At 74.4% G+C, this 26,229-nt stretch carries 23 protein-coding genes and 1 pseudogene; 14 read left to right on the forward strand and 10 right to left on the reverse strand.

Annotation, left to right across the window (positions count from 1 at the left end; all coding sequences use genetic code 11):
- Nucleotides 1-178: 178 nt before the first annotated feature.
- A complete protein-coding gene (locus ACQEUR_RS08215; RefSeq protein WP_433027855.1) occupies nt 179-745 on the forward strand; it encodes a hypothetical protein in 567 nt (188 codons plus the stop codon).
- Nucleotides 746-783: 38 nt separating this feature from the next.
- Here ACQEUR_RS08215 and ACQEUR_RS08220 read toward each other — a convergent pair whose 3' ends face one another.
- From ACQEUR_RS08220 to ACQEUR_RS08250, 7 genes are all read right to left on the reverse strand, one after another.
- A complete protein-coding gene (locus tag ACQEUR_RS08220) occupies nt 784-1,398 on the reverse strand; it encodes a hypothetical protein (RefSeq protein WP_433027858.1) in 615 nt (204 codons plus the stop codon).
- A gap of 16 nt (nt 1,399-1,414) precedes the next feature.
- Nucleotides 1,415-2,548, reverse strand: coding sequence for a M23 family metallopeptidase (locus tag ACQEUR_RS08225; RefSeq protein WP_433027861.1), 1,134 nt, complete (start codon nt 2,546-2,548; stop codon nt 1,415-1,417).
- Between the two features lie 22 nt (nt 2,549-2,570).
- Nucleotides 2,571-3,125 (reverse strand): hypothetical protein, encoded by a 555-nt coding sequence (locus tag ACQEUR_RS08230; RefSeq protein WP_433027864.1) that lies wholly within the window; start codon nt 3,123-3,125, stop codon nt 2,571-2,573.
- Entirely contained in the window at nt 3,122-5,089 is a 1,968-nt protein-coding gene (locus tag ACQEUR_RS08235) for an MFS transporter (RefSeq protein ID WP_433027867.1), read from the reverse strand. The genes ACQEUR_RS08230 and ACQEUR_RS08235 overlap by 4 nt, the downstream gene beginning before the upstream one ends.
- Nucleotides 5,090-5,091: 2 nt before the next feature.
- On the reverse strand, nt 5,092-8,664 hold the full coding sequence (locus tag ACQEUR_RS08240) for an ATP-binding protein (protein ID WP_433027870.1): 3,573 nt from the start codon (nt 8,662-8,664) through the stop codon (nt 5,092-5,094).
- A gap of 123 nt (nt 8,665-8,787) precedes the next feature.
- Nucleotides 8,788-9,150 carry a hypothetical protein gene (locus ACQEUR_RS08245; RefSeq protein WP_433027872.1) on the reverse strand — a complete coding sequence of 121 codons (363 nt, stop codon included), beginning with the start codon at nt 9,148-9,150 and terminating at the stop codon, nt 8,788-8,790.
- Between the two features lie 16 nt (nt 9,151-9,166).
- Nucleotides 9,167-9,481 (reverse strand): hypothetical protein, encoded by a 315-nt coding sequence (locus ACQEUR_RS08250; RefSeq protein ID WP_433027875.1) that lies wholly within the window; start codon nt 9,479-9,481, stop codon nt 9,167-9,169.
- A gap of 396 nt (nt 9,482-9,877) precedes the next feature.
- Between ACQEUR_RS08250 and folP the strand changes: the two genes are divergently transcribed.
- The 6 genes from folP to ACQEUR_RS08280 all read left to right on the forward strand — a co-directional run bounded on the left by folP (nt 9,878) and on the right by ACQEUR_RS08280 (nt 14,129).
- Nucleotides 9,878-10,714: a dihydropteroate synthase gene (folP, locus tag ACQEUR_RS08255; RefSeq protein ID WP_433028951.1), complete on the forward strand. Its 837-nt coding sequence runs from the start codon at nt 9,878-9,880 to the stop codon at nt 10,712-10,714.
- Nucleotides 10,711-11,082 (forward strand): dihydroneopterin aldolase, encoded by a 372-nt coding sequence (folB, locus tag ACQEUR_RS08260; protein ID WP_433027878.1) that lies wholly within the window; start codon nt 10,711-10,713, stop codon nt 11,080-11,082. Before folP ends, folB begins: the two co-directional genes overlap by 4 nt.
- 3 nt (nt 11,083-11,085) lie before the next feature.
- Nucleotides 11,086-11,610, forward strand: coding sequence for a 2-amino-4-hydroxy-6-hydroxymethyldihydropteridine diphosphokinase (gene folK / locus ACQEUR_RS08265; RefSeq protein ID WP_433027881.1), 525 nt, complete (start codon nt 11,086-11,088; stop codon nt 11,608-11,610).
- A 52-nt stretch (nt 11,611-11,662) separates the two neighbouring features.
- Nucleotides 11,663-12,193 (forward strand): DUF3180 domain-containing protein, encoded by a 531-nt coding sequence (locus tag ACQEUR_RS08270; RefSeq protein WP_433027884.1) that lies wholly within the window; start codon nt 11,663-11,665, stop codon nt 12,191-12,193.
- A gap of 179 nt (nt 12,194-12,372) precedes the next feature.
- Nucleotides 12,373-13,731: an ABC transporter permease gene (locus ACQEUR_RS08275; RefSeq protein WP_433027887.1), complete on the forward strand. Its 1,359-nt coding sequence runs from the start codon at nt 12,373-12,375 to the stop codon at nt 13,729-13,731.
- A gap of 89 nt (nt 13,732-13,820) precedes the next feature.
- A complete protein-coding gene (locus ACQEUR_RS08280) occupies nt 13,821-14,129 on the forward strand; it encodes a hypothetical protein (RefSeq protein ID WP_433027890.1) in 309 nt (102 codons plus the stop codon).
- Nucleotides 14,130-14,147: 18 nt separating this feature from the next.
- Here ACQEUR_RS08280 and ACQEUR_RS08285 read toward each other — a convergent pair whose 3' ends face one another.
- The gene (locus ACQEUR_RS08285) at nt 14,148-15,176 is read right to left on the reverse strand and encodes an ABC transporter ATP-binding protein (protein WP_433027893.1); all 1,029 of its coding nucleotides are present in this window, start codon (nt 15,174-15,176) and stop codon (nt 14,148-14,150) included.
- A 2-nt stretch (nt 15,177-15,178) separates the two neighbouring features.
- Here ACQEUR_RS08285 and ACQEUR_RS08290 point away from each other — a divergent pair, with 2 nt between their 5' ends.
- The 4 genes from ACQEUR_RS08290 (at nt 15,179) to ACQEUR_RS08305 (ending at nt 20,102) form a co-directional block, all read left to right on the forward strand.
- Entirely contained in the window at nt 15,179-15,868 is a 690-nt protein-coding gene (locus ACQEUR_RS08290) for an ABC transporter permease (protein ID WP_433027897.1), read from the forward strand.
- On the forward strand, nt 15,865-16,587 hold the full coding sequence (locus ACQEUR_RS08295) for an ABC transporter permease (RefSeq protein ID WP_433027900.1): 723 nt from the start codon (nt 15,865-15,867) through the stop codon (nt 16,585-16,587). Before ACQEUR_RS08290 ends, ACQEUR_RS08295 begins: the two co-directional genes overlap by 4 nt.
- A 225-nt stretch (nt 16,588-16,812) precedes the next feature.
- Nucleotides 16,813-17,826 (forward strand): glycine betaine ABC transporter substrate-binding protein, encoded by a 1,014-nt coding sequence (locus ACQEUR_RS08300; RefSeq protein ID WP_433027903.1) that lies wholly within the window; start codon nt 16,813-16,815, stop codon nt 17,824-17,826.
- Nucleotides 17,827-17,981: 155 nt separating this feature from the next.
- On the forward strand, nt 17,982-20,102 hold the full coding sequence (locus ACQEUR_RS08305) for a hypothetical protein (protein WP_433027906.1): 2,121 nt from the start codon (nt 17,982-17,984) through the stop codon (nt 20,100-20,102).
- 96 nt (nt 20,103-20,198) lie between these two features.
- On the opposite strand, the gene ACQEUR_RS08310 is transcribed toward ACQEUR_RS08305, so the two are convergent.
- A complete protein-coding gene (locus ACQEUR_RS08310) occupies nt 20,199-21,362 on the reverse strand; it encodes an NADH-quinone oxidoreductase subunit D (protein ID WP_433027909.1) in 1,164 nt (387 codons plus the stop codon).
- Between the two features lie 111 nt (nt 21,363-21,473).
- The gene (locus ACQEUR_RS08315; RefSeq protein ID WP_433027911.1) at nt 21,474-22,484 is read right to left on the reverse strand and encodes an SAM-dependent methyltransferase; all 1,011 of its coding nucleotides are present in this window, start codon (nt 22,482-22,484) and stop codon (nt 21,474-21,476) included.
- Nucleotides 22,485-22,672: 188 nt separating this feature from the next.
- Between ACQEUR_RS08315 and ACQEUR_RS08320 the strand changes: the two genes are divergently transcribed.
- The 3 genes and pseudogenes from ACQEUR_RS08320 to panC all read left to right on the forward strand — a co-directional run bounded on the left by ACQEUR_RS08320 (nt 22,673) and on the right by panC (nt 26,226).
- The gene (locus ACQEUR_RS08320) at nt 22,673-23,974 is read left to right on the forward strand and encodes a phytase (protein ID WP_433027914.1); all 1,302 of its coding nucleotides are present in this window, start codon (nt 22,673-22,675) and stop codon (nt 23,972-23,974) included.
- A 207-nt stretch (nt 23,975-24,181) separates the two neighbouring features.
- Nucleotides 24,182-25,132, forward strand: a pseudogene (locus tag ACQEUR_RS08325) (Rossmann-like and DUF2520 domain-containing protein); the annotation flags it as partial.
- 239 nt (nt 25,133-25,371) lie between these two features.
- Nucleotides 25,372-26,226: a pantoate--beta-alanine ligase gene (panC, locus tag ACQEUR_RS08330; RefSeq protein ID WP_433027917.1), complete on the forward strand. Its 855-nt coding sequence runs from the start codon at nt 25,372-25,374 to the stop codon at nt 26,224-26,226.
- Nucleotides 26,227-26,229 lie beyond the last annotated feature (3 nt).

Here is a 26,229-nt window from a genome sequence, read left to right on the forward strand (position 1 = left end):
GCCCCGTCCTGGACTGAGACGGTAACCCAGCGGACTGTCATTCCCGGGGAGCTGCGCCGGTACGCGGGGCGGTGCGACCCGCCGGTGCCGGCAATAGTGCCCATCTTGCCCCCTTTTGGTTATCAAGCTGGAATTCGGGGCCATTGGGTCCCGGCGCCCCAGCGGCTAGCCTCGGGGTGTGGAATCAGTGCACCCCCCGGCCGATTCCCAGGTGACCCGCGTACCCACCCAGCGGACCCCGCCCGGACAGGCCGTCCCCGAGCCGGTCGCACCGCCACCGGCACCTCCGCCACGGCGGCGGCTGCGCCTCGCCCTGGCGGTGGTCGGTGGCGCGCTGGCGCTCCTCTGCCTCGGCGGCGCCGCCGTCGCGTACGTCGCGTACGACCGGTTCACCGCGCCCGACCGCAGCGCCCCGGACGTGGTGGTCGACAGCTACCTGCGCGCCTACCTCGTCGACCGCAACGACGTGCTCGCCGACCAGATGGTCTGCGCCGAGTCGTCCCTGGGCGACCTGCACAGCCTCCGCTCCGAGCTGCGGGCCCGGGAGCAGCGCTTCCAGGTCACCTTCGACGTCAAGTGGGGCCCGCTGGACGTGCGGAAGCAGGACTCCTCCGCCGAGGTCTCCGTGGAGTTGCAGATCCGCTACGCGGAGGGCGGGCTCTTCCAGGTCGACCACCAGCGGTGGCGGTTCACCGTGCGCGAGGAGGATGGCTGGCGGGTCTGCCAGGCCGCCCCGGCCGGCTGACCGGACCCACCTTCCCGGGGTGCGGATCTCCCGTCGCCTCACTCGATCCAGAGCAGGTGCACCGGCACCTCCAGGGTGGTGGGCGGCCGGCCGCTCCACCCCCAGCGGTACCACTCCAGCTCCGAGGTGACCCGTACGCAGATGTCACCCTCGGCGCTGGTGTGGACCTCGGTGACCGCGCGCAGGTCGCGGCGCTCGACGCCCTCGTCCACCTGCACCACCCGCCGGCCGGAGACCGCGTCCGCCTCCACCACCGGCAGCGGTGGGCGGTGCGTCGGCGCGTCCAGCGACACCAGCCGGGACAGCACGTCGGCCCGGGTCTGGCCCGGTACCACCGCGGACGGGCGCTCACCCAGCGTCTCCACCCAGACCCGGTCGGCCGGCACGAGCGGAGCGAAGACCTCGACCTGCTCCGCCTCCGCCCGGTACCACTCGTGCTCGGCCAGCACCGGCACGTAGGTGCGACTGCCCTGCACCACGCGCTCGTCCGCGCGCAGGTCAGCCCGCCAGCCGAGGCCGGGCAGGCCGACGAGGACCCGCCGGCCGCGCAGCTCGACCCGGCCGCCCGCCGCCGCGATCACGATCGGTCGGGGCGGCGCCGGGGCCCAGTCCGGCTGGCCGGCGAACGGATCCGGCAGGGGATCGTGGCTCATGGACGGGACCGCCGGCTCAACCGTGGCCCTTGAGCGGCGCGCCCCGTTCCCGCATGAACGGCACCGGGTCGGTCGCGCCGCGCTTGCTCCGGTCGCCGCGCAGGTGGACCTCGAAGTGCAGGTGCGGGCCGGACGAGTTGCCGCTCGATCCCACCTTGCCGATCACCTGTCCGGCCTCCACCAGCTGATTCTTGCGTACCAGGGGCGCCCGGACCATGTGGCAGTACCGGGTGATGACGTTCCCGGCGTGCAGGATGTCGACGTACCAGCCGCAGCCGCCCTTGCCGGGATGGCCGTCGACGTCGCAGCTCAGCCGTCCCCGGTTGTCCGGGTCGCAGTGGGACACCACCACCCGGCCGGCCGCCGCGGCGCGGATGTCGACGCCCTTGCGCGCCCCGATGTCCACACCCTGGTGGTTCGGCCGCCGGGTGCTACGGAACCCCGAGCCGACCGCACCGGGAATCGGGGCGGTCCAGCCCGACGCGGCGATGTCCGCGCCGGTGGTGCAGCGCAGCTCCGTGGTGTCCCCGGTGGCCCGCGCCGCGCCGCCGGTCAACGCGTTCACGATCTGCGTCGCGATCGGCTCGTGCTTGGCGTACGCGTCGGGGAAGGCGCTGCGCTGCACCCGCTGCGCCGCGACGGTCAGCGGCCGGCGCTGCCAGTTGTCGACCCGCACCAGCCTCTCGTAGAACTTCCGCGACGCGTACGCGGGATCGCGTACCTGCGCCGGGGTGCCCCAGCCCATGCTGGGCCGCTGCTGGAACATTCCCTGCGAGTCGTGGTCGTTGTCCGCACCCAGGTGCGGCAGGTTGGCGAGGCCGGACTCCTGCATCGCGGTGGCGATCGCGATCACCCACCCCCGGGGCGGCACCTTCATCTCCTTGCCGACCCGGATGATGACGGCGGCGTTGCGCATCTGCGCCCGGCCGTACGGGGCGACCAGCGGCAGGTCGCCGTCCACCTCGATCTCGGTGTCGACGCCGCAGCCGAAGGCGTTCATCGCCAGGTTGTCCTCCTCCGCCCCGGCGAGCTGCGTGATGACCACCGCCCCGGTCCCGCCGGTGCAGCAGAGCAGGGCGATGGCCGCGGTCAGCACCACCGCGAGGGCGACCGGTCGTCTCGGCCGCCTGACCCGTCCCGTCCCGCTCATCCCCGACCCTCCCGCCGCACGGTCATCCCCGGCTCCAGTCCACCGTGTCCACCCGCCACCGGCCCTCGGTCGCCAGCAGGCCGAGCCGGAGTTCGCCGGAGTCCACCGGGATGGTCACCTCGACCAGGCTGTCGCTGCGGGGGATGACGACCGGGTCGCCGGTCAACCGGTCGGCCGGTACGCCCGCCGGGTCGACGCCGGTGAGCTTCTCCGCCAGCTCGGGGGTGGCCAGCGGCAGCAGTTCGTCGAGCCAGCGCTGCGCGGTCACGCCCCGGTGGGCGACCCAGGCGGTGCCGAAGGACCGGGCCACCGCCGCCGGCACCGGGGCGCCCGGACTCGTGTACGGGGTCGGGTCGACGGTGACGGTCAGCCCGTCGTCACCGGCCTCCGGGTCCTCGGTGACGATGGGCTGGGCCGGGCCCCGGACCCCGTCGGCGATGTCGCCGATCGACCCGGAGAGCAGCCGGGCCGCCCCGACGATGCCGAGGATCACCACCCCGAGCAGGAGCGCCACGCCGAGCCGGGACCGCAGCACCCGGGTGAACAGGAACTCGATCGCCCGCCGCACCGCGCTCACCGGGCCTCGGACCGAATCCGGGGGCTCGACGCCGGTTTCGGCTCCGGCGCCGGCTCGGCCGACCCCGGCCGGTAGATGACGTAGGACGGCCGCTCCGCCGGCACGTCCGGCTCGGTCCACTCGCCCGCCCGGCGCCGCGACGGCGCTGCCGTGGGGCCGGGCCGGTGCGGCTCCGCGGGCTCGGCCGCACCGACCCGCTCGGGCGTCCGCTCCACACCGTCCGGCCGGCTCTCGGCGGCGTGTGACGGGTCCTCGTGCCGGGCCTCCGGCCGGGTGTTGAACTGCTGGATCACCAGGGTGCGGCTCTTCACCCGGACGTCGACGTCGGCGTCGGGGTCGAGCCGGGAGGCGGCCCGCATGTCCCGGAAGAACCGGCGGTGCCACGAGCCGGCGGAGCCGACCACCTCGGTGCTGTCCTTGCCGCCCAGCTGGGTGATCCGCCGGTACGGGCGCAGCAGCAGCCAGCCGACCACGCCACAGAGCCAGACCAGCACCACCTGCAGCCAACCCGGCAGGGTGGGGGTGCTCATGATCAGGTCGACCGCGAAGAGGTAGACGGCGGCGCCGGTGCCGAAGATGGCGATGTTGAACACGGCGGCCACCACCGCGTTGCCGAGCCGGCGCAGCCCGGCACTGGCCGGGCGCATCAGCCCGACGGTGCCGAGGATCGGGGCCGCGATGACCGCCCAGCGGAACAGCAGGAAGCCGAGCAGCACCAGCAGCGAGGCGGTCAGGTCGAACATCGCGAAGAGCGCGGCGGCCAGGATGGCGATCAGGCCGCTGCCCATCCGGTCCGAGTCCCGGGCGCCGCGCAGGTACTCGTACGCCTCCGGGTCCTCGGTCTTGATCTGGTTGGCGACCTTCCGCCACTGGTCCTGCTTGGCCTCGATCATCGTCGTCCGGCTGGCCGGGTTCGCCTTGAGCTGCGCCGCCTCGGCCCAGCTCAGCGTCTTGGCGTCGTAGAGGGCTAGGCCGTACCGCTTGGCGGTCTCGCTGTCGGCGGAGCCGAGCGCGCCGCGCAGCCAGTTGCGGTAGAGCATCGTCTCGGTCACGGTGTCGCTGGCCCGCAGCGCCGGTGGCCGGTTGTCCGCGCAGGAGGCGGGGTTGGGCGCGGCGCACTGGTCCGCCGGGATACTCTTGGCGCGCGGGCCGACCGCCTCGTGCACCACCCCCAGGGTGGTGATCAGGGTCCCGTCGGCGATGTTCGCCGACTTCACCGGCCAGGCGGCGATGGCGGTCACCGCGACCATCACCAGTACGGCCCACCCGGCGGTGGTCATCGCGTTGCTCATGTCGGACTGGCGGGACCGCCAGAGGAGGTAGAGGCCGACGACGCAGAGGGTGATGATGCCGAAGACGCTGAAGACCCGTTCGTAGACCGCCCGGGTGGCCTGGGCGACCATCGGATCGGCCCAGTCCCACATCGTGCTCGGGTCCCAGGCGCGCTCCCGGACCGCGTTCGAGGCGCCGATGATGGTGGTCGCGGTGCTCATCTCGAAGCTGGCGAGCCGGTTGATGATCTTCGCGCCGGGGTCGATCACGTCCGAGGCGCAGCCACCGGTGTCGTCGTACGTCTCGTAGCTGTAGCCGCCGAGGCCGTACTCGCCGTACATGCCCTTGCGGCCGGGCTTCTGCGCCGACTCCGGCTGGGAGCCGAGGAAGAACCCGGGGACCCCGGTCGAGGGGTCGGTCGGGGTCGGCGGGTTGTAGCAGTTGAGTTCCGCCTGGCCGACGTCCTCCAGCCGCTCGACGCAGTCGCGGAAGTTGGCCTGCCACTCCTCGGTGGTGCAGAGGGCGGCCCTGGCCTGGGCGTGGACCGGCGCCTGGGCCAGCGCGACGGACGTGCCGGCGAGGACCGGAGCCGCCGTCGCGGTGCCGCCGAAGACCGGCAGGAGCACGGTGGCCGCCGCGAGCATCCCGGTGGCGGCGAGCAGTGCGGCGACGCGTCCTCCGGTCCTCGCCATGGTCACGCCTCCAGGTCAGCGACGGGGGACGGCAGGTTCGAGGTCGCGGCCCTGGCCGTGACCGGGGTGGTGTCGAGGTGGTCGAGCAGGCCCGGGACGTACGACACGTCGACCCGTACCTTCTGCACCCGGCCGTCCACGTCCCGCATCACGAACTCCCGGAAGCCGAGCCGGTCCGCCGAGGCGGAGTCCACGTTGGACAGCGAGGCGAGGGTGGCCTCGTAACCGTCGTCGACCGGCACCCGGAGCAGGCGCAACGCCTCGGAGGCGATCTCCGTGTCCTCGGCGATCCGCCCGACGAAGACGGTGGAGACCAGGTTCTGCACGTCCAGCCCGAGGATGTCCTTCGGGTTCTGCGAGGAGACCAGCGCGGCGAGGTTCCACTTCCGGGAGTCCCGGGCGAGCCGGACCAGGAAGGAGCGGCCGGACCGCCAGCCCTCCATGAAGTGCGCCTCGTCGAGGCCGACCAGCTTCCGGGCGGACATCGCACCGCCGTAGCAGCGCCGTACCGCGAGCCGGTGCGCGGTGTGCAGCATCGGCAGGGCCAGCGCCTCCTCGGCCGACCAGTACTCCCGCTCGATCTTCAGGTCCGGCAGCCGCAGCCCGGCCATCGTGATCACCGTCAGCGTGGCGTCCGCGCCGAGCAGGTGCTCCGGCGGGCGGCCGAAGAAGAGCAGCGCGAGCGGCATCTCGGCGGTGTCCAGCAGCAGGTTCGCCAGCTCCCGGCCCTCGTCCTCCAGCCCGGCCAGGCAGGCGACCACGTCGTCCAGGGTGGACGTCTCCTCGGCCGGCACCTGGCGTACCGCGTGCCGCAGCAGGGTCGCGGTGGAGGCCTCCCGGGCCACCTGCGGGGGAACCAGCATCATGCAGATGTCCTGGACCAGCATCCGGCGCTCGGCCCGGGCGTTGGAGACGGCGATCTGGAACTCCCGGTCGCCGCCCGCGCCCACCGGGAACTCGGTCCGCAGCGGGGTCGGGATCAGCGCGTACGGCGCCAGCGTGCCCTGCTCGGAGCCGGTCAGGTTCAACACCCGGGAGTACGGCCGCAGCTCCGGCATGTTGCAGAGCCGGGCCAGCGGGCCGGACGGGTCCAGCAGGGTCACCTGGACGCCGCGTCGGGCGGCCAGGTAGCCCAGCGCGCCGAGCAGGGTCGACTTTCCGCCACCGGGCTCGGCGACGAAGACGGCGAGCCCGGAGCGCTCGCGTACCTCCATCGGGAAGTGCAGGTCGAGGAAGACCGGCCGGCGGCAGGTGCCGGCGGTACGGCCGATCAGGTCACCGCGCCGGTCGCCGACGTTGGAGGCGGCCTGCGGCAGGGCGGCGGCGAGCAGGTTGACCGGCATCCGGCGCAGGTAGCCGGTGTTCGCGATCGGCTCACCCGGGATGAACTCGCGGGCCAGCCAGTCCTGGTTCTTCGGGTGCTGCAACGAGATGCGCAGCTCCCGCGAGTAGAGCTGGATGAGCCGGCGGGCCCGTTCCAGACACTCCTCCCGGGTCCGGCCGCCGACCGCGATCCGGTGCCAGCCGTGCGCCCGGGCGGACTCCACCGGCAGGCCGGTGGTCATCTCGTCGCCGATCACCAGGGCCCGCTTGGCCAGCCGCTCCAGCTCCGGCGGGGCGTCGATGCCGTGCTCGGCGTAGTCGAGCTGCTGGGAGCGGATCATCCGCAGCCGGTGTTCGAGGTTGCGGAACGAGTCGCCCGGACCGAGGATGTCGACCCGGGTCGACAGCTCCATCGGCCACGGCAGCCGCTCGTGGAAGTGCAGCCAGGGCTCGTGCCGCTCGGGGATCTCCAGCGGCTCCATCCGGCCGACGGCGAGGACGGCGACGTGCCGCTCCTCGCCGGTCATCCGGTTGACCAGCTTCACCGTCGACCCGTACGGCGTGCGGTAGCGCTCGACCTGCTCGGTCAGGGCCAGCAGGTCGCCGCGCTCCCAGCGCCCGTCGGTGATCGGGGAGAGCGTGCCGGGTGGGGCCATGCAGAGCGCCACCGAGCGGTAGAGCAACCACTCCAGCTCCTGCGCGGTCACCTGCCGGCCGCGCATGCCGAACGCACCGAGGACCTCGTCGAACTGCTCCACCGTACGGCCCAGCTTGCGGCGCTCGCCGTCGGCGACGCCCCGGCCGAAGGCCCGCAGCATCCGTTCGGCGAGCGAGTTGCCCAGCGACCGGCGGGCGAACGTGACGCCGAGGTAGGTCTGCCCCTCGGCGTGGTTGACCGACATCAGGTGCCGCTGGGCGGCCACCAGGTGGTCGGCCCAGCTCGGCGCCCCGGGGACGGTACCCAGCGGTTGCGGGGTGTGCGAGTCGATCGTCCGCGCCCACTCGTCGGCCGGGAACGGCCGGGTGGTACGCCGCAGGTGCAGCCGGAAGCCGGCCAGGCCGGCGTACTGCTCGGAGATGGCGCTCAGCAGCGCCTCCCGCTCGGCGTCCGGGCGGAACGCCCAGCGCACCTCGGGCAGCCAGTACCAGGCGGTCACGGTGTTCGGGGTGAAGGTGACGTGCCCGGCGATCTCGGTGATCGCCAGCTCGACCGCCGGATCCCGGTCGCCGAAGCGCTTCGGCGGGCGCATCCGCTGCTGCTTCGGCACGACCAACGGTGCCGGCTGGGTCCGCTTCGACTTCGGCCGTCGCTGCCTCGGCGGGACCGGCGGCTCCCGGTCCGGTCGCCGCCCCGGGACCGGCTGCTCGTCCGGCTCGCGGACCACCGGCAGGTAGCCGGAGTGCTCGGCGCCCCGCTGGTGTGGCGCGGCCGGTCGGGGCGGCGTCGCGACCGGTGCGGCGGCGATCTCGCCGACGTCCCGGGGGAACGCCTCGACCTCGTACGCCACCGGCTCGTGCTGCGGCAGCGGGTGGGTGTGGTGCGGCGGGTCGATGTGGTGCGGCGGCGGGTCGGCGGGCTGGGCCGGCATCGGGATGGCGCGGGTCGCGCCTCCGGTGCCCCGGGGCAGGGCGTCGAGGTCGGGCAGCGGCTCGATGTCCGGGGGCAGGACCTCGATGTCGCGGGACCGCGCCCCGAGTTCGCGGGGAGCGGGCGCGGGGCGCGGCAGCGGGCGGGCCCCAACGGTCGCCGGGCGGGCCGGGGTGCCGGCCGGCTCGGACCCCCACCGCGGATGCCCGACCGTGCCGTCGGACGGGTCGCCCCAGCGGGCGGGTTGCTGCGGCAGTGCGGGCGGGACCGGCGCGGGCTGGGACGCGGGCGGGTTCACCGGGTGGCGCGGCGCGGGTGGGACGGGCACCGGACGGCCCGGCGGCGCGGCGGAGGGCGCCGGCTGGACCGGCCCGGCCCCGAAGAGGTCGAGGAACGGCGAGTCGATGTCCGGCAGCTCCGGGGGCGGGGCCGGCCGGGCCGGCTCGGCGCCGGGGGGCGGGGCGGTACGGCCCCGGACCGGCGGTTGCGGCGCCTGGAAGACCGCCACCCGCCCGTGCCCGGTGTTGCTGAGCAGCGCGGCGTCGTACTCGGTGTCGTCCTCGTGCTCGAACGATGGGTAGCCGGAGGCGTGCGCACCGTTACCGTTGGTGTCGGTCTGCCGACCGGCCGGGTGGGAGGAACCCGGCGCAGGGGGGCGGGTCATACCGTCGCCCCGCCGGCGAGCACCGTCGACGCCGATGTCCTGCCGCTCGTGTCGCCGGCGCGAGGCTCGTGTGCGCTGGGCCGGCCGATTCGCTCGCTCATGCCGTCACCTCGGTTCGTTCGGTCATGTCAACTGTTCCCGGATCCGGACGCGGGTCGCGACCAGGCGCGGGTCCCGCTGTTCGACGGCCGGTTCGCGGGTGCGCCGCCAGTCGGTCAACGCGGTCCGGATGACCATGCGGGCGGGGCGGTCGGGATCGACGTACCGGAAGACGAACGAGGTCGTGACGATCGCGAGGGCGATCTCCCAGGCCGGAATGAGCTCGACCCGGAGCGTGAACAGCCAGTGAATGAACATGAAGAGAGGGACCAGGATCATGAACAGCCCGTACTGGGTGTACGGGAGGTGTACCGGCAGCGTGTAGCCGGGCGGGCCGAGGTAGACCAGGCGGGCTCGATAGATGTCGTCGTCGGTGCGCAGCCGCATGTCCGTGCTCCGCGGTCTATTCGAAGATCAGGTTGATCAGGTAGTCGCCGACGAAGAAGAGCGTCGCCGCCCCGGCGATGAAGGCCAGGCCCAGGATGGCGATCGCCGAACTGGTCAGCACCTTGGAGACCTCGCCCTTGCTCGCCCGGCCGATGAAGATCACTCCGAGTACGGCGAGCAGGATGGGCGCGATGTTCGTGGCGAAGAAGCTGACGACACCGTCGGTGTCGATGCCCTCCGGCGCCGGCTCGGCCGCCGTGACGAGGGTGAAGGTGTGGAGCGCCTGCGTGGCGACCGGCAGTGCCGTCTCCACCAGCTCCGTGGCGTACATCGGAATCCTCCCCGGTGCGGCTTTTCAGGCACCGCACTGTTGTCAAGTCCTGCGGACCGGGCCGTTCGTGGGGTGGTAGATCGACCCTTAGTTCCCTGATCACCCCGAAGGGTGATGAGTTGTGGATACCTATGTCCCGATTCGGCCCATCTCTTTAGCTTCGGCAACTGGCTGATGCGAGCGTACGGCGCGTGCCTGTTTCGAACAAGCGGGGTTCAGTGCCACGAATCAGCCCGATAGGGCAGGTTTTCACGTGCTCCGACGGCCCGCCCGAAGGGGCAACGCGGCCGGGGTGGGTACCGTCTAGCCGTGACCGAGTCAGCCCACCGCCCCGCCGAGCCGGGCGGCCAGGACACGGCCCCCGACCACCTGCTCCGCTCGCCCCGGCCGGTGGTGATGGGCGTCCTGAACGTCACCCCGGACTCCTTCTCGGACGGTGGCCGGTACGCGGACCTCGACGCCGCCGTGCGGCACGGCGTACGGATGCACGACGAGGGTGCGCACCTGATCGACGTGGGTGGTGAGTCCACCCGGCCCGGCGCCGACCGGGTCGACGCCGAGACCGAGGCCCGCCGGGTGCTGCCCGTCATCCGTGAACTCGCCGCCCGGGGCGTGCCGATGAGCATCGACACCTACCGGGCCGGCGTCGCGGCCGCCGCCCTGGCGGCCGGGGCGACGGTGGTGAACGACGTCTCCGGTGGGCTCGCCGACCCGGACATGGCCACGGTGGTCGCCGAGGCGGGCTGCCCCTGGATCCTCATGCACTGGCGGGGGCACGCCAAGCGGATGCAGGAACTGGCGCGCTACTCCGATGTGGTCGCCGACGTCCGGGCCGAACTGGCCCAGCGGGTCGCCGACGCGCTGGCCGCCGGGGTCGCCGCCGACCGCGTCGTGGTCGACCCCGGGCTCGGCTTCGCCAAACGGGCGGCCGACAACTGGCAGCTCACCGCCCGGTTGTCCGAGCTGATCTCGCTCGGCTACCCGCTCCTCTTCGCCGCCAGCCGCAAGTCGTACCTGGGCGCGCTGCTGGCCCGCCCGGACGGCGCACCCCGGCCGCCGGCGGAACGGACCGCCGCCACCGTCGCGACCAGCGTGCTCGCGGTCGCCGCCGGCGCCTGGGGGGTACGGGTGCACGACGTACGCCAGACCGTGGACGCCCTGGCGGTGTGGCGGGCCAGCGGGTCTCCCCGGCTGGCGGCCGGCGGGCCACCGGCGGCGGGGCCGGCGCGGTGACCGGCCGGCCGGGCGACCGGATCGTGCTGACCGGGCTGCGGGCCCGGGGCCGGCACGGCGTCTACGACTTCGAGCGCGAGCAGGGTCAGGACTTCGTCGTCGACGTGGTGCTCGAACTGGACCTCGCCCCCGCCGCCCGCTCCGACGACGTGGCCGACACCGTCCACTACGGCGAACTGGCCGACCGGCTGGTCGCCGTCGTGACCGGTGAACCGGTGAACCTGATCGAGACGCTGGCCGAGCGGCTCGCCGCCGAGTGCCTGGCCGACCCCCGGGTGGCGGCCAGCACGGTGACCGTGCACAAGCCACAGGCGCCGATCCGGCACGAGTTCGCCGACGTGGCGGTCACGCTGACCCGGCGGCGGTGAGCGGTGACCCTCGCCGTGCTCTCCCTGGGCAGCAACCTCGGTGACCGGCTGGCCCACCTGCGCGCCGCGGTGACCTCGCTGCACGACGTACTCCTGGTGGCCTCCGGGGTCTACGAGACGCCGCCCTGGGGTGACCCTGACCAACCGTGGTACCTGAACGCCGCACTGCTGGTGGCGGGACCGACCGCGAGCCCCCGGGACTGGCTGGACCGGGCGCGGGCCGCCGAGGAGGCCGCCGGCCGGGTCCGCGACCCCGGGCGGCGCTACGGCCCGCGCAGCCTCGACGTCGACGTCGTCGCGGTCTGGGACGAGGACGGGGAACCGGTGCTGAGCCAGGACCCGGAGCTGACCCTGCCGCATCCCCGGGCCCACGAGCGGGCGTTCGTGCTCCGGCCGTGGATCGACATCCAGCCGTACGGGCGGCTGCCCGGCCACGGGTGGCTGACCGACCTGATGTCCGCCGAGCCGGTCGCCACCGACGTAATGGACCTGCGCCCCCGACCCGATCTACGGATAGAGTCGGATTGACGGGCGAGGCGTAGGGAGCGATCGGTGTGAACGACCGGGGCGAGGAGCGGGCATGACCGGGCGGCAGTCCGGGCCGCGCGGGCCGGAGTCCGAACGGGGCCGGATGGGTCCGACCAGACCCGCCACGCTGGTGGTGGCCGGCCTGGCCTCGGCGGCGGTGGCCTGGCTCCTGGTCAGCCTCTTCTACAACCACATCCCGCCGCTGCCCTGGCTGCCCATCGCCACGCTGCTGGCGCTGGCGGTGCTGGAGGGGTACGCCGCGGCGAACACCCGGGCCCGGATCGAGCGGCGACCGGGGCAGGATCCGGTCGAACCCCTCACGGTGGCCCGCTTCGTCGTGCTCGCCAAGGCGTCGGCACTGGTCGGTGCGATCTTCGCCGGCTTCTACGCCGGCCTGGACGCCTGGCTGCTGATCGAGCAGACCCGGGCCGCCGTCAACGACGTACCGGCGGCCAGCACCGGCCTGTTCGCGTCGCTCGTGTTGCTGGGTGCGGCGCTCTGGCTGGAGCGGTCCTGCCGGGTGCCGGACGATCCGGACCGGGACGCTGAGGACGACGGCCTGAACCGGCACGGCCAGCGCTGAGAGTCCGGCCCGGATGGCCGCCGGTGGACACCGGGGGTGACGACCGGGTACGGGCGCGGGTACGGTGCCTCCGATCGGCCCGGATCCATCGGTCCGCCGGACCGGGCCGGATGGTCGACCGCGAGACCCCCGCCATGTTCGCGGCCCGGTCGACTGGACGACACCAGGAGGCGCGCGAGATGGCGTACGACGATTCGATCTATCGGCGGCGCGACGGCGGCGGGATGGATCCGGTGGGTGCCCGCGAGGAGTCCCGGTACGCCCGCGACCCCGACTATCCGGACGGCGCCGAACCCCGTACCGCCGGCGGGCACGTCGCCGGCCGGTTCATGGACCGCGAGCCGGTCGGTGCCGCCGAGCCCGCCGCGTCGGCGGAGCCGGGGCGGCGCCGGAGCGTACCGACGGCCGGGCTGGAGAACGTCTTCGACGATCCGACGCACGGTGAGCCCGGCCGGGACCGGCTCGCCGTACACCTGCTCTGGGAACTGGTCCTGCTGGTGGCGGCGGCGGTGCTGGTCTTCCTGTTCAACCGGGACTATCCGGCGGCGATCCGCGGCGACGAGCTGAACAGCCTGCTGGTCTTCGCCGCCGCGGTGGGCCTGCTCAGCCTCGGTGCCAGCGCGACGCTGCGGGCCGGGGCGCCCAACCTCGCCGTGGGACCGGTCGCGGTCGCCTCCGCGCTGCACTTCGCCGAGAACTCCGACCGCGGAGTGCTGGCCGCGATGATCCCGGCGATGATCGCCGCGGTGGCGCTCGGGCTGCTGGTCGCGGTGCTCGTCGCCGGCCTGCACGTGCCCGGCTGGGCGGCCGGTCTCGCCGCCGCGCTCGCCGTCGTGGTCTTCATCGAGCAGCGCACCGGGCCGGTCGACGTGCAGGGCGGGTACGACCCGACCCGGCACGCCCTCTACCTCTTCGGCGGCTTCGCGGCGGCCGCCGTACTCGCCGGGCTCTTCGGCAGCATCAAGGCGGTACGCCGGACCCTGGGCCGGTTCCGTCCGGTCGGCGACCCGGCGGTCCGCCGGGGCGCGGTGGCCGGCATCATCGCCGGGGGCTCGGTGGTGCTGTCGATGGTCTTCGCGATGCTGGCCGGTGTGCTGCTCGCCGCGGGGGGCAGCGGGCCGGTGCCGCCGACCACCGGCATCGAGTGGACCGGGCTGGCGATGGGGGCGGCGCTGCTCGGCGGCGCCAGCGCCTTCGGGCGGCGGGGCGGGATCACCGGCGGCCTGTTCGCGGTCGTCGCGCTCGCCCTCTTCATCCGGTACGCCGACGAGCGGAACCTCGACATCGCGCCGGCCGCCGTCGCCGCCGTCGCGGTGGCCGCCGGCCTGGTGGTGACCCGGCTCGTCGAGTCGTACGGCCGGCCGCGCTCGCTGATCGGCGGGATGGCGGAGTGGGACGACGAGCCCGAGCCGGGGCCGAGTTGGGACCCACCCCGGGCGGACCGGCCGGAGGCCTGGACCTCGTCCCTGCCGGAGCAGCCCACGGAGAACCGGTCCGACCCGTGGGGAGCCGACCGGTGGGGTGGGACCGACCGCTGACCCCGGCGTGCCGTGCCCGGTGCGCGCCGGGCGGGGTGCGCGGCGCCGCGTCCCGACGAGCCGGCCGGGGCCGGGTTAGGCTCGGCGTCATGACCGAATCGGGCTCCGGGGGTCGTGCCGCCCCCACCTTCGCCGAACTGGACGCCCTGACCACGGAGGAGTTACGGGAACGGGCGTTCGCCCTGGCCCGGGAGCGGCGCGATCTCGGCTTCTTCTGGTCGGTCTTCCGCCACCTGCCGAACGCCGACGAGGCGGCGGTGCTGGACGGCTCCCCGAACGCGGCCGGGCCGACCGTGGACGAGGCGGTCGCGCTCTGGCGGGAGTTCACCGGTCACGGATACGAGGAGACCGAACCGCTGCTGCGGGCCGCCTTCATCGACTACCTGCAGAGTCACTGACCCGAGCGTTGATCCGGGTCAGTCGCCGACCGGATCGGCCGGATAGTCGATGCTCAGGATCCGGTGCCGGCTCAGCAGCCCCAGCGGTTCGCCCTGCTGGGTGGTCACCCGGGCATCGTCGGCGTTCGTCCGGAGCAGCACGGCCAGCGCGTCGTAGAGCGACGAGTCGATCCGCACGGTCGGCAGTTCGGCGCTCTGGTCGCCGGGCGGCAGCGGTCGCAGCAGCTCCGGGGTGACCGGGGTGACCGCGAGCCGCCGGATGGCGCGGTCGGTGCCGACGAACTCCCGGACGAACGCCGACGCCGGCTCGCCGAGCAGGGTGGCCGGCGAGGCGTACTGCTCCAGCTGACCGCCCTGGGAGAGCACCACGATCCGGTCGCCCAGCCGGACCGCCTCGTCCAGGTCGTGGGTGACCAGCACGATCGTCTTGCGCACCTCCGCCTGTAGCCGGAGGAACTCCTCCTGCAGCCGCGCCCGGGCGATCGGGTCGACGGCGGAGAACGGCTCGTCCATCAGCAGCACGACCGGGTCGGCGGCGAGCGCCCGGGCCACGCCGACCCGCTGCCGCTGGCCGCCGGAGAGTTCGTGCGGGTAGCGCGGGCCGAACGTCGCCGGGTCGAGGCCGACCAGGGCGAGCAGTTCGTCGCCGCGGTCCCGGATCCGGGCCCGGGGCCAGCCGAGCAGGCGGGGTACGGTGCCGACGTTCGCCCGGACCGTCTGGTGCGGGAAGAGCCCGACGTTCTGGATCACGTAGCCGATCCGCCGCCGGAGCTGGACCGGGTCCGTCCGGGTGACGTCCTCGTCGCCGAGCATGATCCGTCCCGACGTCGGCTCGATCAACCGGTTGATCATCCGGAGCACGGTCGACTTGCCGCACCCGGACGGGCCGATCAGCACCACCAGTTCGCCGGCCTTGATCTCCAGGCTGAGGCCGCCGACGGCGACGGTCCCGTCCGGGTACCGCTTGCGGATTCCGTCCAGGGTGATCGCCGCGGCGCGCGCCGCGTCGGCCGGTCCGGCGGGATGGGCCGGCGGGGTAACGTCCACGTATGTCCTTCCGCGCGATCTACCGGGCAGACCCGGGGAATCCGTGGTTCTCCTGGCAGTACCTGCAGGACAACTCAGACACGATCCTCTCCGCGCTGCGGGAGCACGCCTCGCTGACCGCCCAGGCCGTGGCGATCGCCGCCCTGCTGGCGATCCCGCTGGCGGTGCTCGCGTACTGGTTCCGGCCGCTCACCGGGCCGATTCTCGCATTCTCCGGTGTGCTGTACACCGTCCCCTCGCTGGCGCTGTTCGCCTTCATCGCGCCGTACGTGGGTACCGGCACCACCACGGTGCTGATCGGGCTGGTCCTCTACGCCCTGCTGCTGATCATCCGGAACTCCCTCGCCGGGCTGAACCAGGTGCCGGCGGAGGTGCGGGACGCGGCCCAGGGCATGGGGTACGGCCGCCTCGCCCGGCTGATCCGGATCGATCTGCCGCTCGCGCTGCCCGGCATCCTCACCGGGCTGCGCCTGGCCACCGTCTCGACGGTGGCGCTGGTGACCGTCGGGGTGCTGGTCGGGCACGGCGGGCTCGGGCAGCTGATCATCGGCGGGTTCCGCAACAACACCTTCAAGGCCGAGATCATGACCGGCACGATCCTCTGCGTGGCCCTGGCTCTGGTGCTGGACCTGATCCTGGCGGCGGTGGGTCGGCTGCTCACGCCCTGGAGCCGACGGCGGGTGGCCGGATGAACCCGTTCCAGCAGGCCATCCTCTGGCTCAACGATCCGCTGAACTGGAACAACCCCGGCGGCATCCTGGACCGGCTGGGCGAGCATCTGGTGATCTCGGCGGCGGCGGTCGCGCTGGGCTGCCTGGTCGCCTGGCCGGTCGGCCTCTGGCTGGGGCACGCCGGCCGGGGGGGCGGCCTCGTGGTGCTGATCTCCAACGTCACCCTGGCCATCCCGACGATCGCCCTGCTGAGCATCCTGCCGCTGACCGTGCTGGGCTTCGGCAAGCCGCCGGTGATCGTCGCGCTGGCCGTCTTCGCGGTGCCGCCCCTGCTGGCGAACGCGTACACCGGGATCCGGCAGGTCGACCCGGAGACCCGGGAGGCGGCGCGGGGGATGGGGCTCTCCGGCGGGCAGTTGCTGCGCCGGGTGGAACTGCCGCTGGCAATCCCCTACCTGGCGGCCGGATTCCGTACCGCCGCCGTGCAGGTGGTGGCGACCGCCGCCCTGGCCTCCTTCGTCAACGGCGGCGGACTGGGGCAGATCATCAGTGCCGGATTCGGGCTGGGCATCTCGATCGGCGGCGGGCAGATCCTGGCCGGCGGCCTGCTGGTCGCCCTGCTCGCCCTCCTGGTCGAGCTGGTCTTCGCGCTGGTCGAGCGGTTTGTCACGCCGCGCCCCCTGCGCCGGGGTGGCCGTCGGGCCGACCAGCGGGCGGCGGCGGCGATCACCGGCTCCTGACCGTCCGTTGCCCGCTCCGGGCCCTGCTGAGCGCTCCGTGTCCGAATGGACGCGGATCGTGACCTTCCCGGTGACGGTCTGGTGACAAAGCTCGCCTCGGATTGTCGGTGCGGACGAGAAGATGTTTCGTGGAGGGTCGCGGGCGGTCGAGACACGGAAGGTCGCCCGTCGGACACGCGGCCGGCCCCGTCCGGGGGTCGCGCCGGGACACGGAAGGCGGGCGACATGCGCGCACGTACACGGCTGGCGATCGGCGCGATCAGCGCGGTCGCGGCGGCAGGTTTCCTGGCCGGTTGCGGAGGTGCCGGATCGTCCGGCACGCAGGCTCCGGCCACCGGTGCCCAGGGCGCCGGCTGCGCACCGGTGGCCGGCAACGACTTCGTCGTGCTCGACGACGACAAGAAGCTGCAGAACAGCGACAACATCATTCCGGCGATCAACAGCGAGGCGGCCCAGCCGCAGCTGGTCGCCGCGCTCGACAAGGTCTCCGACAGCCTCGACACCCCCAAGCTGATCGGGCTGAACCGGGCCGTCGGCGTGGAGCGGAAGACGGCGAAGGTGGCCGCGGAGCAGTTCGCCGCCGCCAACAACCTGACCGCCGGGATCCCCACCGGCGGGACCGGCTCGATCGTCGTCGGCGCCGCCAACTTCAGCGAGAGCCAGACCCTGGGCGAGCTGTACCGCATCGCGCTCTCCGCGGCCGGCTACCAGGTCCGGGTCCAGCAGATCGGCAACCGCGAGCTGTACGAGCCGGCACTGGAGAAGGGCGACATCCAGGTCGTGCCCGAGTACGCCGCGACGATGGCGGACTTCCTCAACAACAAGGTGAACGGCAAGCCGGGTGCGGCGTCGCCCCCGCCGATCTCCTCGCCGGACCTGAACCAGACCGTCGACGGGCTGAAGAACGTGGGCGGGAAGGTGGGTCTCAGCTTCGGCAAGCCCTCCGCCGCCCAGACGCAGAACGCGTTCGCGGTGACCAGGGAGTTCGCCGACAAGCACGGCGTGCGTACGCTCAGTGACCTGGCGGCGAAGTGCTCCGGCGCGGCGACCGTGCTGGGGGGCCCGCCGGAGTGCCCGCAGCGGCCGAAGTGCCAGGCCGGGCTGACCCAGGTCTACAACTTCAACGCCGGCCGGTTCAGCTCCCTGGACGCCGGTGGGTCGCAGACGAAGTCGGCGCTGCGGCGCGGCGAGATCAGCGTCGGTCTGGTCTTCTCCTCCGACGGTGAGCTCGCCAGGTAGCCCGGCGTACCCCGGCTCGCAGGTCGCGGCCGGCACCGCCCGCGGGCGGTGCCGGCCGCGGTCGTCGACGGCGGTACCGGCGTTGCCCAGGCGTTGCGTCGCAGGTCATGTGCCGGCGTTCCGGTTGCCGCCAACTGTGGGTAGGCTCGACTTCCATGTCAGACCGGGAGGCCCCCGAGGAGTCACGTCGTCGACCCCTGCTGACGATCCTGTTCTGGGTCGGCGTCGGGCTGGCCCCGCTGGCTGCCCTGCTGCTCCTGGTGGGACAGGGGAACGGGCCGTTGCGGGTCGCGGCCGTCCTCGCGGTGCTGGCGGTCGTCCTCATCGGACTGTCGATCACCATGCGGGGCGACGCGGAGAGCGGCCGGCTGGATCTCGAGGAAACGCTGATCGAGGAGCTGGACGATCTGCGCGGCGAACTCCGCAACGACATCGCGACGGCCGCCCGCGCCACCCACAAGGCCTTCGGCGAGAAGCTCCAGACGGTGCAGGGCGACGTCGAGGCGCTGCGGGGCCAGGTCGACGCGTTGCGGACCGCCACCGACCCGGGCCGCAGCGGTGCCGAGCGGGGCCGCGTCCGGCCCGCCGCGAACGGGTCGGCCGAGGACACCTCCGCCACCAGCCCGCCGTCGGGCGCGGCCGGTACCGGTCCGGTCCGGGCCGGGGTCCCGGTCGGCGGCGCCGTCGTCGCCCCCTCGGCCGGCTGGGCGCCCGGTGACCCGGCACCGGCCGGCCGGACGCCGGCCGGACCGCCGAGCGTCGGTGCGGCCCGGGTCGAGGCGGGGCGCCCGGACGCACCGCGTACGGAGGCCCCGCCGGTACGCGGGCGCGAGTACGGCGGCCCGGACGTCGCCGGCTATCCGCCCCGCCACCCCGCGGCCGAGTACGACCAGGGCGGCTATCCCGCCGAGGAGCGGAGCGACCCGGGGCGGGGCCGGTACGGCCGGGCGGAGCCGCCGCCGGGGCCGGCCCACGGCCAGCGGCCCGGACAGCACAGCGCGATGCCCCCGGGGCAGTACGCCCCGGCCTGGTCGCCGGCCAGCGGTCCGCCCGGGCCGCACCTGGCCGGCGGCGTGGTCCGGCACACCGAGACCGTGCAGGTGACCACCCGGCACACCATCGTCGGCGCGCACGAGGAGGACACCCGCAGCGGCGGCGTGTACGGCGGCTACGGCGCCCCGCAGGGTGGCACCTACGGCGGCGGTGCCCCGCAGGGTGGCACCTACGGTGGCGGTGCCCCGCAGGGTGGCACCTACGGCGGCGGTGCCCCGCAGGGTGGCACCTACGGCGGCGGTGCCCCGCAGGGTGGCACCTACGGCGGCGGGCCGCCCCGGGGCGGCACGTACGGCGGCCGGGGCAACGACGACGACCGGGACCACCGCGACGAGCGGCATCACCGCGACGAGCGGCATCACCGCGACGAGCGGAACTACCGGGAGGAGCGGGGCCACCGGGACGACCGGGGCTACCGCGACGAGCGGGGCTACCGGGACGAGGAACCGGCCGGACGACCGCCGGGCGGTCGGGGCGACGATCCGGACGAGGACTCCTCGGGCGGCCGGCGGTTCGCGGGCATGCGCCTCGGCGACATGCGGCTGGGCGACATGAAGCTCGGCGAGATGCCCTGGCGCGGCCGGTCGGCGGAGCCCGATCCGGACCTGGAGACCGGCGACCCCGCCGACGACTCCTACTGGTCCGACCTGCGGGCCGGTGACCGGTGGTCGTCGGTCCGCGACGACGAGGGCGGCCAGGAGGTCCGGATGGGTGAGCGGCGGGCCTCGGTGCGTACCGACGAGTCCGGCACCGAGATGCGGGTCGAGGACCGCTGGGCCGAGGTGCGCCGGGGCGAGTCGCGGCCGGACGACGAGCGCGGCTCGGGCCGCCGCCGGTCCGCCGCCGACGACGAGCGCCGGCCGGCCGGGCCGCGCGGGCCGGCTCGGTGGGCCGACGAGGACGACCGGTCCCCCGAGCCCCGGGGCGGCCGGGGCCGCGACTCCTGGGACGACGAGGAGCCGACGGACCGGATGGGCGGCGCCGACCGGCGTGCCCGCCCGGCCGCGCTGCCGCCCGGTGGCGTCGAGCAGACCGCCGCATGGGCCCCGTCCGGCGCCGAGTGGGGCCCGGCCCGGCCGCAGCCGGAACCCGAGCCGGCCCGGCGGGGACGCCGGCACCGCGACGACGAGGAGTACGGCTACCCGCCGGTGGACGAGGCACCCCGGGCGGGCGGGACCCGACGTGCCGGCGAGTACGGCTACGGCACGGACGGCTACCGCTGAGCCGGGCGCCGGCGGGTGCTGAGCCGGGCGTAGCTGGACGGTGCGTCGGCGTCGGCGATGGTGGGCCGGGAACGGCGGCCGCCCGGCCGCCCGGCCTCACTTGTCGATGTCGCCGACCACGAAGAACATCGAGCCGAGGATCGCGATCAGGTCCGGTACCAGGCACCCCGGCAGCAGCGTGGCGAGCGCCTGCACGTTGGCGTACGACGCGGTGCGCAGCTTCATCCGCCACGGGGTCTTCTCGCCCCGTGACACCAGGTAGTAGCCGTTGATGCCGAGCGGGTTCTCGGTCCAGGCGTACGTGTGCCCCTCCGGTGCCTTCACCACCTTGGGCAGCCGTACGTTCACCGGCCCGCCGATCCGGTCGACCTCGTGGAGGCAGCGCTCGGCGAGGTCGAGGGAGACGTACACCTGGTCGAGCAGCACCTCGAACCGGGCGTGACAGTCCCCGGTGGACTTGGTGACCACGGGCACGTCGAGGGACCCGTACGCCAGGTAGGGCTCGTCGCGGCGCAGGTCCAGGTCCAGGCCGGAGGCCCGGGCCACCGGGCCGGAGGCGCCGAAGGCGGCGGCCTCGGCGGCGGAGAGCACCCCGACCCCGACCGTACGGGCCAGGAAGATCTCGTTGCGGCGGATCAGGTTGTCCAGGTCCGGCAGCCGGCGGCGGACCTCGCCGATCGCCTCCCGGGCCCGCCCGGTCCAGCCGGCCGGCACCTCCTCCTTGAGCCCGCCGACCCGGTTGAACATGTAGTGGATCCGGCCGCCGGAAACCTCCTCCATCACCGCTTGCAACGTCTCGCGCTCCCGAAACGCGTAGAACACCGGCGTGATCGCGCCGATCTCCAGCGGGTAGGAGCCGAGGAACATCAGGTGGTTGAGCACCCGGTTGAGTTCGGCGAGCGCGGTGCGCAGCCAGACGGCCCGCTCCGGCACCTCGATCCCCATCATCCGCTCGACCGCTAGCACCACGCCCAACTCGTTGGAGAACGCCGACAGCCAGTCGTGCCGGTTGGCCAGCACGATGATCTGCCGGTAGTCGCGTACCTCGAAGAGCTTTTCCGCGCCCCGGTGCATGTAGCCGACGATCGGCTCGCAGGCGACCACCCGCTCGCCGTCCAGCACCAGTTTGAGCCGGAGCACGCCGTGGGTCGACGGATGCTGGGGCCCGATGTTCAGCACCATGTCGGCGGTGTCGAGGCCCGCCCCGGTGCCGACGGTCAGCTCGCGCAGCGCGCCGGTGTCGGCAGTCATGCCCGACATCGTGCCACGGTGGGCGTCCCGGCCGGATGTGTGCGCTCGATGTGCGCGCTCGGGCTGCGCGGTTAGGAGGGGGCCCTTCCTATACAGAAAGCGATAACAAGGGGCCCTTCCTTACAGCCCGGGCGGGAGGACGGCGGGCGGGTCGACGTCGACCGGTTGCAGCAGCCACCAGTGGGCGCCGAGTCCGGCCGGGTCGGTCAGCTCGGCCGCGGTCGAGGCCCGGGCCAGCGCCCGGACGTATCCGGCCGGGTCGGTGGCGGCCAGCGCCAGCGCGGGTCGGGCGCCGTCGGCCCCGAGCGCGCGCAGCGCCGCCCGCTGACGGACCAGCGTGTACGGCGTACCGGCCACCGCCGCACCGGCCGTGCCGACCGCGTCCACGGCGACGTGCGCGGTCAGGTCACTGCTCCCGTCCGGCACCGGCGGCACCTGCCGCCCGGCCCGGAAGCCGGTGAGGGTGCCCGCCGGCGGCCGGCCGTCCCGCAGGTGCCCGTAGTCGACGGCGAGGGCCAGCCCGCGTTCCAGCACGCTCAGCGTGGACGCCCAGGCGGCGTCCCGGGACAGCCCGATCTCGGCCCGGTCGGCGGGTCCCGGATGCGCCGGCACGGGCCACCAGCGGGCCAGCCAGTCCGCCTCGGCCGCGTCGACCGGCCCGCCAATCGATTCGGCGCCGGTGGCCGGGTCGACCAGCACCCGACGCCAGCCGGTGGGCCCGGGCGTCGCCACCTCCAGCGGTACGTTGTCCAGCCACTCGGTGCCGAGCAGCAGCCCGGCCACCCGCTCCGGCGGGTCGGGCCGCCAGTCGACGGTGGCGGGGAGCGCGGCGGGTCGGGGCGCCAGTTCGACCGCGGTGGGCCGGAGCCGGGCGGCCAGCTCGGGCGGGGCGAGCCCGACGAGGGTGGTCAGCAGTTCGCCCCGGCCGGCGCCGACGTCGACCACGTCGAGCCGGTCGGGCCGGCCGAGCGCGGCGTCGACGCGGTCGAGCAGCCGCAGCACGGCGGTGGCCAGCACCGGTACGCCGTGCGCGCTGGTCCGGAAGTGCGCGGCCGGTCCGGCGCCGGCGACGAAGAACCCCGCCTCGCCGTAGAGCGCGGCGGACATCGCCGCTCGCCATCCGATGGGCACCGGCCCAGGCTAGGCGGCCCCGGACGAGCCCGCCGCGCGGCCCGCGCTGGATGCCGCTGTGTCGGCTGGGCAACCCGGGCTGGATGCCGCTGTGCCGGCTGTGCGGCCCAGGCTGTGTGTCGCTGGGCTGGCCGCGGTTCATCCGCCGTTCAGTGTCCGGCACCACGCCGGCCCTACTGTCGGCGGCCATGAGACGACTGCTCAGGCCCGCGCCGTTCGTGCTGCCCGCCCTCGTCGTGCCCGTCCTGCTGGCCGCCGGCGGGGTGGCCGGCGCGACCCCGGCGGCGGCACCGGCGCAGCCCCGGTCGGTCAGCGCCACCGTGGAGACGCCGTCGCTGTACGACGACGAGGCCGGCGGCAACGCCGACGGAGACGACCCGGCGATCTGGGTGCACCCGGGGGACCGGGCTGGCAGCCTGGTGATCGCCACGGCGAAGAACGGTGGGCTACGCGTCTACGACCTGCGGGGACGGCAGCGGCAGGCGGTCGCCACCCCGCCCGCCCCCGGTGCCGAGGACGAGTCCGGGCGGTTCAACAACGTCGACCTGGTCTCCGGGTTTCCGCTGGCCGGTCGCCGGGTGGACCTGGCGGTGGTGACCGACCGGGGACGCGACCAGTTGCGGTTCTACCGGATCGACCCGGCGAACCGGCGCCTGGCCGACGTGACCGCGGCGGACGTCCCGTACGCGTTCAGCCGGGACCAGGCGGAGGTCAACGTGCAGCGCACGGCGTACGGCCTGGCGACCTACCGGGGGACGGACGGCGGCTGGTACGCGGTGGTCAGCCGGCGGAGCACCCCGGAGGTGGGCATCTTCCGGCTGGTGACCCGGGGCGGCACCGTCTCGTACCGGCCGGTCGACCGGCTGGCCCTGCCCGCCTCGTTCCGGCTGCCGAACGGCGCGACCTGGCTGCCGTGTGCCGATGCGGGCGACGGACCGCAGGTGGAGGGGATGGTGGTCGACCCGGCGACCGGCACCGCCTACCTGGCGCAGGAGACGGTCGGCCTGTGGCGGGTACCGGTCCGCAACGGGCGGTTCACCGGCGAGCCCCGGTCGGTGGAGCGGACCCGCGAGTTCGGCGTTCCGGCGGCGTTCGACCCCGGGCAGGACGACTGCGTGGTCGACCACGCCGCCGACCCCGGGTACGGCGGCCGGATCGCGGCCGACGTGGAGGGGCTGACCATCTACCCGACGGCCAGCGCCGACGGGGTGCTGGTCGTCTCCAGCCAGGGCGACGACACGTTCTTCGGCTACGACCGGCGGACCAACCGGCCGCTGGGCCGGTTCGCGGTCACCGACGGGGCCGTGGACGGCTCCCAGGAATGCGACGGCGCGGCGGTCGTATCCACCCCGCTGCCCGGTTATCCGGGTGGCCTGCTGGTGGTGCACGACGGGGCGAACACCCCGGGAACGACCGGCCCGGACGGCGAGCCCCGGGCGGACACCAACTTCAAGTTCCTCGACGCCGGGTTCCTGCGCACCCTGCGCTGATCCGCCTCCGGGCGCCCGTGTCCGGCAGGGCCGGCGGGCCGGCGGTTAGGAAGGGGCCCTTCCTATACAAAAAGCGATAAGAGGGGGCCCTTCCTTACACCCCGGGCCGGGGTGGTGAAGGTTCCCACAACCGCTTGTTCCGGGACCCTGGCGGCGGCGCATACTGGTGATCGACCGGTACCACTTGTCGAGGACTGGATCACTGGAATGAGCGCATCACGTCCGCGCTCGGCCGCCGCCACCGCGCGGCCGGTCGCCGCCGACCAGGGCCCTGTCGGCTCGCCGCCCCGACTCACCGTCGGGTTGATCGGCGCCGGCCGGGTGGGTGCGGTGCTCGGCGCGGCGCTGACCCGCGCGGGTCACCGGGTGGTCGCCGCCACCGCCGTCTCGGCCGCCACCCGGGCACGGGTCGCCCGCCTGCTGCCGGAGACCGGGATCCGTCCCGCCGACGAGGTGGCCCGGGCCGCCGTCGACCTGCTGCTGATCGCCGTACCCGACGACTCGCTCGGCCCGGTGGTGGCCGGGCTGGCCGGCACCGGGGCGCTGCGGTCCGGGCAGGTGGTCGCGCACACCTCCGGCGCGCACGGGCTGGACGTGCTCGCCCCGGCCGTCGCCGCGGGCGCCCGGCCGCTGGCCCTGCACCCGGCGATGACCTTCACCGGTTCGGCCGAGGACCTGGCCCGGCTTCCCGGAATCTCGTACGGGGTGACCGCCCCGGACCCGCTGCGGCCGCTCGCCGTGCGGCTCGTCGCCGACCTGGGCGGGGTACCCGAGTGGATCTCCGAGCGGGACCGCCCGCTCTACCACGCGGCCCTCGCGCACGGCGCGAACCATCTCGTCACGCTGGTCAACGAGGCCGCCGACCGGCTGCGCGACGCGGGCGTGACCCGGCCGGAGAAGGTGCTCGGCCCGCTGCTGCGGGCCGCCCTGGACAACGCCCTGCGCCTCGGCGACGCGGCGCTGACCGGCCCGGTGTCGCGGGGTGACGCCGGCACGGTCGCCCGGCACCTGGACCGGCTGGCGGCGACCGCCCCGGCGTCGCTCCCCGCCTACCTCGCCCTGGCCCGGCGCAGCGCCGACCGGGCGATCGCCGCCGGCCGGCTCAGGCCGATGGACGCCGAGTCGCTGCTCGGGGTCCTGGCCGACCGCGACCGGCAGACGGGCGGCCCGGGACGCACCGGCGGCGGCGTCACGCGGCCGCCGGCCGGCAACGTCACGCGGCCGCCGGCCGGCAACGTCACCCGGCCGCCGGCCGGCAACGTCACCCGGCCGCCGGCCGGCAACGTCACCCGGCCGCCGGCCGGCAACGTCACCCGGCCGCCGGGCGGCGACGTCACCCGGCCGGTCGCCACGGACCGCGCCCGGCGGGCGGTCGACTCCGACCGGGAGGTGGCGGCATGACCGAGGTCGTCCGCACCCGGGCCGAACTGGCCGCCCGACTCGCCCCCCGGACGGGGACGCTCGCGGTGGTGATGACCATGGGCGCGCTGCACTCCGGGCACGAGTCGCTGCTGCGCGCGGCCCGGGACCGGGCCGACGCCGTACTCGCGACGATCTTCGTCAACCCGCTCCAGTTCGGGCCGAACGAGGACTTCGACCGCTATCCGCGGACCTTCGACGCCGACCTGGAGGTCTGCCGCGCCGCCGGGGTGGAGACCGTCTTCGCGCCGTCACGGCCGGAGATCTACCCGGAGGGCGAGCCGATGGTCCGGGTGGACCCCGGCCCGCTCGGCGCCGAGCTGGAGGGGAGCACCCGGCCCGGTCACTTCGCCGGCGTGCTGACCGTCGTACTCAAGCTGTTGAACCTGGTCCGGCCGGATGTCGCGCTCTTCGGCGAGAAGGACTACCAGCAGCTCACCATGATCCGCCGGATGGTCCGCGACCTGGCCCTGGACGTGGAGATCGTCGGCGTGCCGACCGTCCGCGAGCCGGACGGGCTGGCGCTCTCCAGCCGCAACCGCTACCTCTCGGGCCCCGAACGGGCCGCCGCGCTCACCCTGTCGGCCGCGCTGCGGGTCGGCGCGGACGCCGCGGCGGCCGGCCGGGGTGCCGACGCCGCGCTCGCCGCCGCCTACCGGACCTTCGGCTCCGGTACGGGCGCCCGGCTGGACTACCTCGTGTTAACCGACCCGGACCTGGGCACCGCCCCGGTCACCGGGCCGGCCCGGATGCTGGTGGCCGCCTGGGTGGGCGCCACCCGACTGATCGACAACATGCCGGTCGAGCTGAGCCCGGCCGCACCGGAGGGATAGTTC

This window comes from Plantactinospora sp. CA-290183, from assembly GCF_050936375.1.
In the GTDB taxonomy this organism is placed as follows: domain Bacteria; phylum Actinomycetota; class Actinomycetes; order Mycobacteriales; family Micromonosporaceae; genus Plantactinospora.

What these genes read in the sequence shown, in the direction of transcription:
- ACQEUR_RS08220 (WP_433027858.1), bottom strand. Translation starts at nt 1,398, where the DNA reads ATGAGCCACGATCCCCTGCCGGATCCGTTCGCCGGCCAGCCGGACTGG.
- ACQEUR_RS08225 (WP_433027861.1), bottom strand. Translation starts at nt 2,548, where the DNA reads ATGAGCGGGACGGGACGGGTCAGGCGGCCGAGACGACCGGTCGCCCTC.
- ACQEUR_RS08235 (WP_433027867.1), bottom strand. Translation starts at nt 5,089, where the DNA reads ATGGCGAGGACCGGAGGACGCGTCGCCGCACTGCTCGCCGCCACCGGG.
- ACQEUR_RS08240 (WP_433027870.1), bottom strand. Translation starts at nt 8,664, where the DNA reads ATGACCCGCCCCCCTGCGCCGGGTTCCTCCCACCCGGCCGGTCGGCAG.
- ACQEUR_RS08245 (WP_433027872.1), bottom strand. Translation starts at nt 9,150, where the DNA reads ATGCGGCTGCGCACCGACGACGACATCTATCGAGCCCGCCTGGTCTAC.
- ACQEUR_RS08250 (WP_433027875.1), bottom strand. Translation starts at nt 9,481, where the DNA reads ATGTACGCCACGGAGCTGGTGGAGACGGCACTGCCGGTCGCCACGCAG.
- folP (WP_433028951.1), top strand. Translation starts at nt 9,878, where the DNA reads ATGGGCGTCCTGAACGTCACCCCGGACTCCTTCTCGGACGGTGGCCGG.
- ACQEUR_RS08270 (WP_433027884.1), top strand. Translation starts at nt 11,663, where the DNA reads ATGACCGGGCGGCAGTCCGGGCCGCGCGGGCCGGAGTCCGAACGGGGC.
- ACQEUR_RS08275 (WP_433027887.1), top strand. Translation starts at nt 12,373, where the DNA reads ATGGCGTACGACGATTCGATCTATCGGCGGCGCGACGGCGGCGGGATG.
- ACQEUR_RS08280 (WP_433027890.1), top strand. Translation starts at nt 13,821, where the DNA reads ATGACCGAATCGGGCTCCGGGGGTCGTGCCGCCCCCACCTTCGCCGAA.
- ACQEUR_RS08290 (WP_433027897.1), top strand. Translation starts at nt 15,179, where the DNA reads ATGTCCTTCCGCGCGATCTACCGGGCAGACCCGGGGAATCCGTGGTTC.
- ACQEUR_RS08295 (WP_433027900.1), top strand. Translation starts at nt 15,865, where the DNA reads ATGAACCCGTTCCAGCAGGCCATCCTCTGGCTCAACGATCCGCTGAAC.
- ACQEUR_RS08300 (WP_433027903.1), top strand. Translation starts at nt 16,813, where the DNA reads ATGCGCGCACGTACACGGCTGGCGATCGGCGCGATCAGCGCGGTCGCG.
- ACQEUR_RS08305 (WP_433027906.1), top strand. Translation starts at nt 17,982, where the DNA reads ATGTCAGACCGGGAGGCCCCCGAGGAGTCACGTCGTCGACCCCTGCTG.
- ACQEUR_RS08310 (WP_433027909.1), bottom strand. Translation starts at nt 21,362, where the DNA reads ATGTCGGGCATGACTGCCGACACCGGCGCGCTGCGCGAGCTGACCGTC.
- ACQEUR_RS08320 (WP_433027914.1), top strand. Translation starts at nt 22,673, where the DNA reads ATGAGACGACTGCTCAGGCCCGCGCCGTTCGTGCTGCCCGCCCTCGTC.
- panC (WP_433027917.1), top strand. Translation starts at nt 25,372, where the DNA reads ATGACCGAGGTCGTCCGCACCCGGGCCGAACTGGCCGCCCGACTCGCC.